Raw genomic sequence first — 13,119 nt, forward strand, 5'->3', positions numbered from 1 at the left:
GTAAGTAAAGCTCATGCTCAGACTGCTGAAATCAGGAATTACGATCGCTTGTTTAGCGTAGAATCTCCTGACAGTGAAGAAGGTGATTTTAAAGATTACCTGAACCCTGAAAGTGTAGAGATCAACAAATCGGCATATATAGAGCCTTACCTTGCCAATGCAAATGCTACAGAAAGGTACCAGTTTATCCGTAAAGGCTATTACTGTTTAGATAAAGACTCCACTGCTGAGCACCTGATATTTAACCGCACGGTTGGACTGAAGGATGCCTGGGCAAAGGGAAAGAAATAAATTTTAAAGAGGTCAATTAAATGACCTCTTTTTTTTGGCCTAAAAAACCCCGCCGACCTAAATGAAGGAGGCGGGTTTAATATTTTTAGCTCTTGTTACAAGTATTTTTTATAGATATTATAAAGAATCAATTTATCTGCTGGCGTGAGTACCGGTGTGATATCCGTTTGTACATAGTGCCTTTTAAAAGCTGTAATAGCGGCACCCAGGTTTTTAATGTCATAGCCAATAATGCGCAATGCAAAGGTAGGATTGAAATCTGGAGGTGGCAGTAAAAGCACATTGTCATACCATAAGCCATAACCTTTGGCCGCTAAAGCCTTCCATGGAAAATTACTAGGGTCTGGCTTACGCGTAGGCGCAATGTCAGCATGGCCAATGAAGTTTGCCGTTGGAATATTGTATTTCTTTTTTAACCCCGCCAGCAGCGTACATAGACTTTTGATCTGTGCGTCTGAATAGGGCTCACTGCCATTGTTATCTAATTCAATACCTATGGAAGAAGAGTTTAAGTCTGTATCATTACCCCAGCGACCAATACCAGCATGGTTTGCCCGCAAATAATCATTCAGCATTTGTACCACCTGTCCGTCTCTGCTCACCACATAATGTGCACTTACCTGTGTTCTTGTTAATAGGAAAGTTTTAATGGTTTGGTCAAGGGAATTCTGTGCTGTATGGTGAATAATGACAAAGTTGGGTTTACGGATACCAAAGTTTACCGTGCCAATAAAAGACTGCATGTTATCTGGCAAAGAGTCTATCTTTTGGTTGGTGGGCGGCATAGCCTCAATAAGGTCAGCAAAAGATTTTGATTGTGCTTTATATACTTTATTGGTTGCGGCATATTTATTGGTAGAACAGCCACTCAAAGTGATGGCTAATGCAGCATAAAATAAAGTGTTGATCAAAATTTTATTAGGGAGATTCATAGGATAAATATAAAAAGGTGAAATTAGCCATTATTTAGATAAATGACCTCTAAACGATGAAAATTTATGTCAGGCGTTTATTTTTTCACTAATTTAGTTGCTTTCCTACTTTGCTGGCGAATAAAAGTCTGCGGAAAAGGTTAAATTAAATATTAATGAATGATAACCTCCTCAGCGACAAATCATCATCTTTAAAAAATGTTATCTTAATAAATCCATCATGAGCTCATGCTCGCAAGGCAGTATACAGCTTTGGGTAGCTTTATGAACGTATAAAAAACAGAATACTAATGAAAACCACATCTATAGCAGTACAACTTCTTTTCGGCTGTGTGATCCTTGGCAGCATATCTTCTTGCGGCAATAGCCAGGAGAAGAAAATAGCTGACACAGCAAAAGCCGTTTTATCACAAGATAGCCTGGCAGATTATGTAAACAACAGGTTCGGCATTTATGAAAGCGTTAAGCTCACCACCAATCTAAACGACCTCAGCGTTAACGAACGTAAAATACTTCCCCTGCTGATCCAGGCAGCACAAATAATGGATGATTTATTCTGGAAACAAACATACCCTCAGCGCGACAGCCTGTTGAATGCGCTGAAAGATGAAAGAACTAAATCCTTTGTGAGAATTAACTATGGCCCATGGGACAGGTTAAATGGCGACAAGCCATTTATCAATGGCATAGGTCCAAAACCTGAGGGTGCTGCTTTTTATCCTGCAGACATGACCAAGGAAGAATTCGAGAAATCTACTTTAAAAGATAAATACAACCCTTATACAGTAGTAAGCAGGGATACTTCAGGGAAATTAACCTTAGTACCTTACCATGTTTTATATGCTTCTGAGCTTCAAAAAGCATCAAGTTTACTGAAACAAGCCGCCTTGCTTGCTGAAGATGAAGGTTTTAAAAAGTACTTAAACTTAAGGTCTGAGGCTTTAGTAACAGATAATTACAAAGCTAGTGATATTGCCTGGCTTGACATGAAAAACAATGGTCTGGACATCATTTTGGGGCCTATTGAAAATTATGAAGACAAGCTCTTTAATGCCAGAACATCTTATGAAGGTTATGTATTGGTAAAAGATAAAGTTTGGAGCAAAAGACTGGCAAAATATGTGCAAATGTTGCCGGCCCTGCAAAAAGGCTTACCTGTTGCTGAAAAATACAAGAAAGAAATGCCAGGCACAGACAGCGAGCTGAATGCTTATGATGTAGTTTATTATGCTGGGGATTGCAACGCGGGGTCAAAAACAATTGCCGTTAATTTACCAAATGATGAGCTTATTCAACAGCAAAAAGGAACACGACGCTCGCAATTGAAAAACGCCATGAAGGCAAAGTTCGATAAAATCCTGCTGCCCATTGCACAGGAATTGATTGACAAAGAGCAACAGAAATACATCAAATTTGATGCTTTTTTCGCCAATGTAATGTTCCATGAAGTTGCCCATGGCTTGGGAATCAAAAAGACAATTACCGGTAAAGGCTTTGTAAAAGAAGCCCTAAAAGAACAATACTCCTGGATTGAAGAAGGTAAAGCAGATATTTTAGGTCTTTATATGGTTACAGGCCTATTGAAAAAAGGAGAGTTAACAGGCGATATAAAAGAATACTATACCACCTTTATGGCAGGCATTTTACGCTCCGTAAGGTTCGGTACGGCCAGTGCACATGGAAAAGCGAACATGCAATGCTTCAACTTCTTTAAAGAGAAGGGTGCTTTTATCAGAAATGCGCAAGGTACTTATAAAGTTGATTACGATAAGTTTGCCGTAGCCATGAATGAGCTAAGCAGCTTAATTATCAGCCTGCAGGGTAATGGTGATTATGCTGCCGTAGTTAAAGTGCAGCAGGAGCAAGCTGTGATCCCTGCTGACCTGCAAAAAGATTTAGACCGCTTAAGTAACAAAGGTATTCCGGTAGACCTTGTTTTTGAACAAGGAGCAAATGTTTTAGGCGTTAAATAACGCTTAAATGTTTGCTTACAATCTCTTCCAGTTCCATGATATCAAAAGGTTTAGATAAATAACCATCTGCACCTGCTTGCTCTGCCAATGACCTTACATCGTTGTTGGCAGAAAAGTAAATAACAGGGATGTGTTTCAGCTGCTCATCGTTTTTAAGGGCCCTGGTGGCATCTATACCTCCAACATCGGGAAGCCAGTTGTCCATGAAAATGATATCCGGGATATAGGCATTTACCTGCCCAATAATGTCGTTAGAGGTAGCGGAAGTTTTAATTTCATAACCTGCATCTTCCAGAATAATAGTACATAGTTCTAGAATATCAGTATTATCATCGAAAATAAATACTCTTTTTTGTGAGGTCATGTTATTGAGTTTTGGATAACAAATTAATAAATTCTGCCATATCTTCTGCATTTAAAATAAAATCAGTCTTTACCTGCAGCATAGCCTGCTGCGGCATAAAGGCTACCTGAGCATCTTCAGGATTTTGAATAAGCACCCTTCCACCCCATTCAAGGGCTGTTTTGAGGCCATTTACCCCATCAGAATTAGAACCTGAAAGCAGTAAACAGACCAGTTTATCTTTATAAACTTCTGCTGCCGTTTGGAAGGTTAGATCTATGGCGGGTCGTGAAAAATTCACCTTTTCAGAAAAATCAAGGGAAAAAGTACGGTTGCGCTCCAGCAATAAATGGTAATCTGAGGGAGCAACATAGACGGTGCCGGGCAAGAGTTCTTCCTTTTCCTGCGCTTCTTTAACAATCAGTTGTGTGCGGCCAGAAAGCAGTTCAGGAAGCAGCGAATCAGTCCCTTTTTTACGGTGAATTACAATGACAACAGGAAAGGATAGTTGTGCATTAAGACTTGGCAAAACTTTAAGCAGTACGTTTAAACTTCCTGCTGATCCTCCGATGATTAATGCTTCGCAGTGTTCCATATTACCTTCCTTTACGCCAGATTTTATCGTTCGGCAGTCGTTTATAATTTTTAGCAATCTTTGAGAAGTCAATTGTTTCTTTAGTTCCTAAAGCGAGATAGCCAAGGTCTTCAAGGCTGTCGTCAAACAATTCCAGCACTTTATGCTGGAGGTCACGGTCAAAATAAATCAGCACATTTCTGCATAAGATGAGCTGAAACTCATTAAAAGAATTATCCGATACCAGGTTATGTGTAGAAAAGATGAGCTTACTGCGCAGCTCATCATCAAATTTAGCTAAAGAATATTTTGCGGTATAATAGCTGGAGAAATCCTGTTTTCCACCCGCAGCAATATAATTTTCTGAATATTGCTTCATGTAGGTGAGAGAAAACATGCCAAGGCTTGCCTTTTCCAGCACCGTGGGATTTAAATCGGTAGCATAGATGAGCGACTTATGTAATAAGTTAAGCTCTTTGAGCACGATGCTGATGGAATAGGCCTCCTCTCCCGTGGAGCATCCTGCAATCCAGATCCTGATAAAAGGATAGGTGCCTAAACGGGGTAATACCTCGTCGCGCAGGGTTTTAAAAAAGGTAGGATCACGGAACATCTCGGTCACGTTTACCGTTACTTGTTCAACAAATCGCTTGAAATAGACATTGTCGTTCAGGATTTTATACTTGAACTCTGTAAAGCCTAAAATCTTATCCAAAGCATACAGGCGGATGATTCTTCGCTTAAGTGATGCCTTGGAATAACCTGTAAAATCATAGCCATAGTTTCTCAGCAGATCACATAACAATCCTTCAATTTGCTCATCACTGATTACCGGCAATTCCAAGGTTTCTATTATATATATTGGGTAAGCAATTCAGTGAGTTTGTCAATGTTGACAGGCTTAGAAATATAGCCTACAGCACCGGCCTTCATACAGCGTTCCCTATCGCCTACCATGGCCTGGGCAGTAACAGCAATAACGGGAATATGGTGTAAATTAGGGTTTTCCTTCATTTTAGCAATAGCCTCATATCCATCCATGCCCGGCATCATCATATCCATGAGCACAACGGCAATTTCTGGATGTGCCGATAAAAGCTGAAAACCTTCCTCTGCAAAAGGAGCAGACAAACATTGGTAACCTCTGGCTTTTAAAACCGCAGTTAACGCAAATATATTGCGGTTATCATCATCAACGATTAGTATTTTTTTATTGTCACCCATAAAATTAACTGACTTCTATTTTTTAAACTTTATCATATAACCACACGCGTAGCAAGGACACCAACTGATCAATATCTACTGGTTTAGAGATGTAATCAGAAGCACCTGCAGCAATGCATTTTTCCCTGTCGCCCATCATAGCTTTTGCCGTTACGGCCAGTACCGGGATGTTTTTATACGCAGGGATCTTTCTGATTTCTTTAGTACTTTCATAACCATCCATTTCAGGCATCATCATATCCATCAAAACGATGTCTACGAAAGGATTTTCTTTCAGCAGCTGCAAGGCTTCTTTGCCATCTGTTGCTGCCAGCACTTTCATTTGGTGCAACTCCAGTGCTTTGGTCAGGGAGAAAATATTACGGACATCATCATCAGCAATCAATACTGTTTTATTGTTCAGCACCTCATACAAGCCTCCCAGTTTTTCACTGGTTATCCGATGCTTTTGACCATTGTCTTTAGATTCTACCAGGTGCAGAAACAATCCTGCTTCATCTAAAATACGCTGGTACGAGTGAGCGGTCTTAACAACAATAGTATCTGCATATTGTTTAATTCTTGTTTCTTCACCCTTAGAAAGGTTCTTGCCCGTAAAAATAATAATAGGCACGTTTTCCAGTCCTTCGCTTTTTTTGATGGTCTCCAGGGTCTGGTAAACGCTTTGATCAGGAATGCCCATGTCTAGGATTACACAATCAACTTCCTTTTTACGCAAGGCATCAATACTTTGCATCACATCATTGGCCACTTCCGTCTGGATGTCATAATTACCCAGGAAATAGCTTAAAGCATCAGCATGCTGTTTGTTTTCCTCTACAATGAGTACTTTTTTAGGATGCTTGCTCAATGCATATTCCAATTTCTGAAAAATCTCTTTGATGTGCTCCAGGGCAACTGGTTTATTGATGAAATCTACAGCACCTTTCAGTAAACTTTCTCTTTTCACTTCCAGTGACGACATGATGTGCACTGGAATGGCACGTGTAGCGGGATTTGATTTAAGTTCTTCCATCACCTGCCATCCGTCTTTAATTGGCAGCTGGATATCCAACAGGATCGCTGCAGGATGAAAGAAGTTTGCCATTTCAATTCCTACATCACCCCTAACGGCAACAATGCCCTTATAATTACGCTTACGGGTAAAGTTAAGCAGGGTTTTAGCAAATGGCGTATCATCTTCTATAATAAGAATGACTTTGTCACCGGGTAAAATATGATGGCGATCGTCTTCTAATTCTTGTGGAATCTTATCCACCGTGAATCTTTCCGGAAGTATGGCAGCAATAGGTTCTGCATAGGCAGATGGCAGCAAATTATGCTCATGACCATTCAGCTCCGGTGTTTTTTCCTGTTGGACTAGCGATAAAACCAAGGTGAATTCACTGCCCACATTCTCTTTACTGGTCAAAATAATTTCACCACCCAGGAGTTTTGCAAGTTCCCTGCTGATGGACAAGCCTAAACCTGTACCTCCATAACTGCGTCTGGTAGAACCATCGGCTTGTTGGAAAGCATCAAAAATAAGACTTTGTTTGTCCAGAGGAATGCCAATACCAGTATCGGTTACCTTAAACAAGAGGGCTTTTTGGTCATCAGCACTGGTGATGGTTAAGCTTACCTTTCCTTTAGCCGTAAATTTAATGGCATTGGAGAGCAGGTTTTTAAGAATCTGCTCCAATCTCATTTTATCGGTATTCAATTGCTTGATATTGGCTTTATTTTCTACCAGCAGCTGCAGGTTTTTATTTCTGGCAAGGGGAATAAACAAGGAGCGCATGTCTGTAGCTACTTCAGCAATAGTCACTTCCTCAAAATCCAGTGTCATTTTACCGGCTTCAATTTTAGAAAGATCAAGAATCTCATCTATTAAGCCTAAAAGTCCTTGTCCGGAGCTCTGAATCACCTCTGCATACTCTATATATTCTGCATCGAGGTCTGTATTCTCCGACATCAGTTTAGACAGCAACAAAATGGAATTTAAAGGGGTGCGCAGTTCATGCGACATGTTAGCCAGGAATTCTGACTTATATTTTGTACTCTGCTCCAGCTGATGTGCTTTTTCCTGAATCTGGGTATTCCGTTCCTGAATGATCTGGTTACGTTCTTCAAGAAGCAAGGTTCTTTCCTCCAGCTCCTGGTTACTTTGCATGAGCTCTTCTTGTTGCACCCGCAGTTCTTCTTCTGAGGTCTGTATTTTCTGGGTCTGGGCTTCAAGTTCAGAATTTAATCCCTCCAACTCAGATTGCTGTGCCTGTAATTCTTCTGTTTGTGTTTGTACTTCTTCTAAAAAGTCTTGTAGTCTTTTCCTATTTTGGGAAACATGGATGGCAACGGCTATATTATGAGCTATGCTATGGAAATAGTCAAGCTGTAAAGGTGTAAATGTTTGAAGAGAACCAAATTCCATCACCCCTATTAAAAGCTTGTCTCTAAAGATCGGTATGGCAACTACATTTTTAGGCCTTGCGTTTCCACTGGCAAAACTGATATTGAACTCTGCTTCAGGGATGTCATTGATTAGGATCAGTTTGCCAGATAAGGCTGCCTGACCGACAATACCTTCACCGAGGCGCAGGCTTTCATTAATTTTCTTTGTTTCCAGAGCATAACCTGCGCTCAGGATAAGGTCTTTATTCTCTAAAAGATAAAAAGCGCCGACAAGGCTGCCTGTACGTTCAACATTATATTCAAGGACATCCGCAGCGAGTTCTTCTACGCTTTTCTCGCCAACCATTTTATCATTTAACCCTGCAATGCTCGCCTGTAACCATTCTTTTTCTGCCAATAGGGTAAAAGAATATTTCAACGATTCTGCCATGGCATTTAAATGGCCGGCAAGGCTGCCGAGGCTGTCTGATTGTTTTTGCTCTAACCTGATGTCATAATTCCCTGCAGAGATCTGGCTGGACAATTCCTGGATAACGGCAATACGGTTATCCATCTCCTCATTTTTATCCTGTAAAGCTTGTTGAAGCACCAAGCGTTCATCAAAGTCACTAGATACCTTCCTGTAAAAGAAAAAGGTAATTAACACAGATAAAATGGAGGCCAGCAAAATCAGCATTGGTGTATAACCAGCTAGTTTATTAAGTGCACGCGTTTGTTGATCCAAGAGTCTGTTTTCCTGAATTTTCATCGTTTTCACCAAAGCGCGGGCTTCATCCATATACTGTTTTCCATTCAGCAATTCAGTAACACCAATATTTCCACCCCTGCGTTTAATGTCTATGGTACTATCGATGATAGCCATTCGCTGCTGCACAATTTCACGCAGTCTTTTTACAGTTTTCTGATGAAAAGCATTGTGTTGTGTTTGCACACCAACTTCACCTAATATATCCAGTGCATTTTCCCTTGCCCCATTATAAGGCTCCAGAAAAACTCTTTCACCAGTCAGCAGGTAACCGCGCTGTCCGGTTTCTGCGTCCTTAACCGAGGAAAGAACTTCATTTAACTTGGTGATGATATCATTACTTCTGGCCACCAGCGTAGAGCTTTCAATCATATTGGTAATACTGATCCAAGAGGCCAGGGAAGTTGTAAAAAGAATCAATAAGGATAGCCCTAAACCAATTCTGAGGTTGTTTTTTAAAGATTTAGTTTTCTGCATATGAACTAATTATTGATTTCCGGAGCGGATGTTATAGGCATGTTAAAATAGAATTCAGATCCTTCACCGGGCTTGCTGACCACGCCAATCTGACCATTGTGCCTTTTAATAATTTCTGAGGAAATGTAGAGCCCTATACCCAGGCCCTGAAATTGTATGGCTGTTTCTTCTACACGGAAGAACTTTTCGAAAACATTGTTTTGTTGAGTCAGGTCAATGCCAATCCCATAATCCCTTACACCAAGGTAAATACTGTCTGCATCTTTGCGTAAATTGATACTGATTTCACTAGTGCCGGGAGAGTATTTAATGGCATTGGTTAAAAAGTTAACGATGACCTGTTCAATGCGCATCTCATCTCCATAAACAGGAATGGACACGGAACCTTTGACATTGATTTTAAATTCTGGATTGGATTGGTTGATGATTTCTACAACATTTTTGAGGAGCTCATCAATAGAAAAGTGTTTTTTATTGAACTTCAACTTGCCACTTTCAATTTTAGAAATGTCAAGCAAATCGGCTATCAGGTTATTTAACTTCTCCAGCTGCAGCTGTGCCTTTTCCAAGTGCCTTTTAACGGTAGGCGTATCACCTTTATCAATGCTGCGTTCCAATAATTGCACGTAGCCCTTTACACTGGTTAAAGGGGTTTTTAACTCATGACTGGCAATACTGATGAACTCATCTTTTTTACTTTCGGCTTTTTTGCGGATTTCAATTTCATTTAAGAGCGCTTTCTGCACTTCAATTAATTTGCGGCTCTGTTCATAAATCCGGTAAAAGGTTTTCACTTTTAACAGCAAAATACCCATATCCACAGGCTTGGTAATGTAATCCAGGCCACCGGAAGAATAACCCTTTGTAATGAAACTCAGTTCTGTATTCGCTGCAGAAAGAAAAATAATAGCCGTTTCTTTAGCCTTGCTGTAGCCTGAAATAGCCTCTGCCACCTCAAAACCGTCCATGCCAGGCATTTGAACATCCAGAATGATCAATACATATTCGTTTTTCAGTACTTTTCTCAGTGCTTCCTCTCCCGAGGAGGCGGTGTCAACAGCGAATTGATGTGCTTCAAGTACTTTCTTTAGAGAGATTAGATTTTCGGGAGTGTCATCTACAATTAGGATCATTATTTCTTAAGGAGGTAAATATAATTACTAAAGTTCGCTGCTGTTAAAGGTATCACCCTGTTTAAAATCGCCGGTATCGAAACCTTTTTTAAACCAGTACATCCTTTGAGCAGAGGTGCCGTGGGTAAAAGCATCAGGGACTACTTCTCCCTGTGCTTGTTTTTGAAGTTTATCATCACCTATAGCATTGGCTGCATTCAGCGCTTCTTCAATATCTCCCTCTTCTAATTTAAAATCTTTAAGGTTTTGTGCTTCACGCGCCCACAGGCCGGCAAAGAAGTCTGCCTGCAGCTCAAGTTTAACAGAAAGCTTATTGTATTCCTTCTCACTTAGTTGTGAGCGGTATCGGTCCATTTTCTCGGAAATACCCAATAAATTTTGCACATGGTGGCCTACCTCATGGGCAATCACATAGGCCTGGGCAAAATCTCCTGCAGCGCCAAACCTATCTTTCAGCTCATTGTAAAAGCTAAGGTCAATATATACTTTATGATCTCCGGGACAATAAAAAGGGCCCACGGCAGCACTGGCATTGCCACATGCCGATTGCACATTATCGGTAAAAAGAACAAGCACAGGCTTTTCGTAAGTGCTGTTCATGGCTTTAAACTGCTGCTCCCACACTTGATTGGTAGATTCCAGTACGCCATCAACAAACTTGCCCCCAACATCAGTAGGGCTGCCTGTTTGTACTTGCTGTTGGTTACCTGTAGGCATTTGGCTCACCAGCCCCGTCAAGTCTGTTCCAAAGAGAAGACCTAAAATGACAACGATGATGCCCACACCACCGCCGAGGGCTTTGCCGCCACTCATGCCCCTACGATCTTCTATATTACCACTTCCTTTACCGAACCATTGCATAATGCTGCTTAATTAAATTGCTCCAGGGCATTGTTTATTCTATTGGCTGTTTCGCTGGCACCCAGTATTTTTGCAATATCAAAAACACCCGGACCAAACTTTCCACCAACCAACATAATTCTAAACGGCAACATCAACTCCCCTGGTTTAAGCTGATGCGTCTGTGCCAATGCTTTAAATTGCTCTTCAAGCTCACCTGCAGTTAGCTCATCATTTAAAACCAATTTGAAAGCATTAAAAAAGGTTGCTTTCTCCTCGTTCCATTTAGGTTTCACCGCAGCTAAATCATATTCCTTAGGAGAAACAAAGAAATAGACACTTTGTGTGATGAAATCCGTCAATAAACTACAACGATCCTTAACAAGTTCTATTACAGGTGATAAATCTGCGTTAGGCTGCAATTCTATCCCTTTTTCGGCATATATGGCTTGCACATAAGGAAGCAATGTTGCTGACGGTGCATTTTTTATCCATTCATGGTTGTACCACTTTGCTTTTTCAAAATCAAATTTTGCACCTGCTTTACTGATCCGTTCTATAGAGAAACTCCTGATCAACTCTTCCATGGTAAAAATCTCTTTGTCGCTGCCATCATTCCAGCCTAGCATGGCCAACAGATTTACAAAAGCTTCGGGCATGAACCCCATTTCTTTAAAACCTTTAGTTACTTCACCAGTTTTAGGATCTGTCCAGTTTTGAGCATAAACCGGAAAACCTAATCGGTCGCCATCTCTTTTGCTCAACTTACCATTGCCATCAGGCCTTAATATTAAAGGCAAATGCACCCAATGCGGCATTTCATCAGCATAGCCTAAATAACGCCACAATAGAATGTGAACAGGTGCAGATGGCAACCATTCTTCACCTCTAAAGATGTGAGTAATCTTCATGGCATAATCATCAGCTACAACGGCTAAATGATAGGTAGGCATACCATCAGCCTTTAGTAAAACTTTATCATCTATCAAGTTGGTGTCAAAAGAGACATGACCTCTTATGATGTCTATGAAAGAGACCTGCTCATCTTCAGGAACTTTGATCCGCACCACATAAGGCGTATTGTTAGCTAAAAGCTCTTGTACTTCTGAGGGATCTATGGTTAGCGAGTTGCGCATTTGCATTCTGGTGGCCTGTCCGTATAAGAAATTTGGAAATTCTTTACGTTTGGCATCCAGCTCTTCAGGGGTATCAAAAGCGTAATAAGCATGGCGACTGGCAATCAGTTGATCTGCATATTGTTTGTAAGTTGCTTTGCGCTCACTTTGACGGTATGGGCCATATTCGCCACCAAGTTGTGGACTTTCATCCGGAGATATACCACACCATTCTAAACAAGAAGTAATATATTCTTCAGCGCCGGCAACAAAGCGGGTCTGGTCGGTATCTTCAACCCTAAGGATGAATGTACCGTTGTTTTGTTTTGCAAATAAATAGTTAAATAAAGCAGTGCGCACACCACCTAAATGAAGTCCGCCAGTGGGACTTGGAGCAAACCTTACTCTTACCTTCTTTTCCATAATCTATATGCAAATATATATTTTTTACAGGGTTACCGTTCTATTGATGCGTAATTGAATGCTATTTTGTAATTTGCCCTCATAATTTATGAACCCATACGAAAAAAAACGTCGCTGGAAGTTATTCTTACTGGTATTTGCAATAGTAATTGGCACAGCCTCTGTTTTTTACACCGATTTCTTTGTCAAAAAGATGGAACGCGAAGAAAGGATACAGTTTGAACTCTGGGTGAAGGGAACAGAGAAATCTTCCCAGATCTTTGACGATATGCTCTATGCCGAAGTGCTCAGCATGATTACTTCCAGCAGTACCGTACCTGTGATTTTAACAGACACCACCGGAACTAAAATACAGACTTACCTGCGACTGGACAGTACGAAAACAAATTATATGGGTGCCGCTACAACCATGACCTATGATCCCGGTTATTTCCAGCGGGAGCTACGAAAAATGAAGGAACAGCACAAACCTTTGCCCATTAATTACATGGGCGAAAAGATGCTCGTTTATTACAAGGATTCATCCATCCTCACCCAGCTGCGGTATTTTCCCTATATCCAACTAGGGGTTATTGCACTATTTTTACTCACTGCCTATGTAGCCTTCAGTTCTGCCAGAAAATCTGAGCAAGACCAGGTATGGGTGGGTATGGCCAAA

General features: G+C 40.8%; 10 protein-coding genes and 2 pseudogenes. 3 read left to right on the top strand and 9 right to left on the bottom strand.

The genetic code is table 11. The annotated features are described in order from the left end of the window. A pseudogene (locus ACR2F7_RS14080) lies at positions 1-291 on the top strand (glutamine--tRNA ligase); the annotation flags it as partial. Between the two features lie 95 nt (positions 292-386). On the opposite strand, the gene ACR2F7_RS14085 reads toward ACR2F7_RS14080, so the two are convergent. Beyond that, a complete protein-coding gene (locus tag ACR2F7_RS14085) occupies positions 387-1,223 on the bottom strand; it encodes an N-acetylmuramoyl-L-alanine amidase (RefSeq protein WP_432714185.1) in 837 nt (278 codons plus the stop codon). Positions 1,224-1,513: 290 nt separating this feature from the next. Between ACR2F7_RS14085 and ACR2F7_RS14090 the strand changes: the two genes are divergently transcribed. Then, a complete protein-coding gene (locus ACR2F7_RS14090; protein WP_432714186.1) occupies positions 1,514-3,196 on the top strand; it encodes a dipeptidyl-peptidase 3 family protein in 1,683 nt (560 codons plus the stop codon). Here ACR2F7_RS14090 and ACR2F7_RS14095 read toward each other — a convergent pair. Genes ACR2F7_RS14095 through gltX form a run of 8 tightly spaced genes read right to left on the bottom strand, consistent with a single transcriptional unit; the run spans position 3,189 to position 12,461 of the window. Next, complete coding sequence (locus ACR2F7_RS14095) at positions 3,189-3,560, bottom strand: response regulator (RefSeq protein WP_432714187.1); 372 nt, start codon at positions 3,558-3,560, stop codon at positions 3,189-3,191. The two genes, ACR2F7_RS14090 and ACR2F7_RS14095, sit on opposite strands and share 8 nt — an antisense overlap. Position 3,561: 1 nt before the next feature. Next, positions 3,562-4,134: a chemotaxis protein CheB gene (locus ACR2F7_RS14100; protein ID WP_432714188.1), complete on the bottom strand. Its 573-nt coding sequence runs from the start codon at positions 4,132-4,134 to the stop codon at positions 3,562-3,564. 1 nt (position 4,135) lies between these two features. After that, positions 4,136-4,957 (bottom strand): CheR family methyltransferase, encoded by an 822-nt coding sequence (locus ACR2F7_RS14105; RefSeq protein WP_432714189.1) that lies wholly within the window; start codon positions 4,955-4,957, stop codon positions 4,136-4,138. Positions 4,958-4,965: 8 nt separating this feature from the next. Then, positions 4,966-5,337 (bottom strand): response regulator, encoded by a 372-nt coding sequence (locus ACR2F7_RS14110; RefSeq protein ID WP_432714190.1) that lies wholly within the window; start codon positions 5,335-5,337, stop codon positions 4,966-4,968. Positions 5,338-5,359: 22 nt separating this feature from the next. Beyond that, positions 5,360-8,950, bottom strand: a complete 3,591-nt coding sequence (locus ACR2F7_RS14115; RefSeq protein ID WP_432714191.1) for a response regulator — start codon at positions 8,948-8,950, stop codon at positions 5,360-5,362. A gap of 5 nt (positions 8,951-8,955) precedes the next feature. Continuing rightward, positions 8,956-10,083 carry a hybrid sensor histidine kinase/response regulator gene (locus tag ACR2F7_RS14120; RefSeq protein WP_432714192.1) on the bottom strand — a complete coding sequence of 376 codons (1,128 nt, stop codon included), beginning with the start codon at positions 10,081-10,083 and terminating at the stop codon, positions 8,956-8,958. A gap of 27 nt (positions 10,084-10,110) precedes the next feature. Next, on the bottom strand, positions 10,111-10,944 hold the full coding sequence (gene ypfJ / locus ACR2F7_RS14125) for a KPN_02809 family neutral zinc metallopeptidase (protein WP_432714193.1): 834 nt from the start codon (positions 10,942-10,944) through the stop codon (positions 10,111-10,113). Between the two features lie 8 nt (positions 10,945-10,952). Further along, on the bottom strand, positions 10,953-12,461 hold the full coding sequence (gene gltX, locus ACR2F7_RS14130) for a glutamate--tRNA ligase (protein WP_432714194.1): 1,509 nt from the start codon (positions 12,459-12,461) through the stop codon (positions 10,953-10,955). 88 nt (positions 12,462-12,549) lie between these two features. Here gltX and ACR2F7_RS14135 point away from each other — a divergent pair. Further along, positions 12,550-13,119: pseudogene (locus ACR2F7_RS14135) on the top strand (sensor histidine kinase); the annotation flags it as partial.

It is taken from the genome of Pedobacter sp. (assembly GCF_045628745.1).
Lineage (GTDB): Bacteria > Bacteroidota > Bacteroidia > Sphingobacteriales > Sphingobacteriaceae > Pedobacter.

Bases quoted from the DNA above. Each gene is read 5' to 3' on its own strand.
- gltX (WP_432714194.1), bottom strand. From the start codon at position 12,461: ATGGAAAAGAAGGTAAGAGTAAGGTTTGCTCCAAGTCCCACTGGCGGA.
- ACR2F7_RS14090 (WP_432714186.1), top strand. From the start codon at position 1,514: ATGAAAACCACATCTATAGCAGTACAACTTCTTTTCGGCTGTGTGATC.
- ACR2F7_RS14100 (WP_432714188.1), bottom strand. From the start codon at position 4,134: ATGGAACACTGCGAAGCATTAATCATCGGAGGATCAGCAGGAAGTTTA.
- ACR2F7_RS14115 (WP_432714191.1), bottom strand. From the start codon at position 8,950: ATGCAGAAAACTAAATCTTTAAAAAACAACCTCAGAATTGGTTTAGGG.
- ACR2F7_RS14095 (WP_432714187.1), bottom strand. From the start codon at position 3,560: ATGACCTCACAAAAAAGAGTATTTATTTTCGATGATAATACTGATATT.
- ACR2F7_RS14120 (WP_432714192.1), bottom strand. From the start codon at position 10,083: ATGATCCTAATTGTAGATGACACTCCCGAAAATCTAATCTCTCTAAAG.
- ACR2F7_RS14110 (WP_432714190.1), bottom strand. From the start codon at position 5,337: ATGGGTGACAATAAAAAAATACTAATCGTTGATGATGATAACCGCAAT.
- ACR2F7_RS14085 (WP_432714185.1), bottom strand. From the start codon at position 1,223: ATGAATCTCCCTAATAAAATTTTGATCAACACTTTATTTTATGCTGCA.
- ypfJ (WP_432714193.1), bottom strand. From the start codon at position 10,944: ATGCAATGGTTCGGTAAAGGAAGTGGTAATATAGAAGATCGTAGGGGC.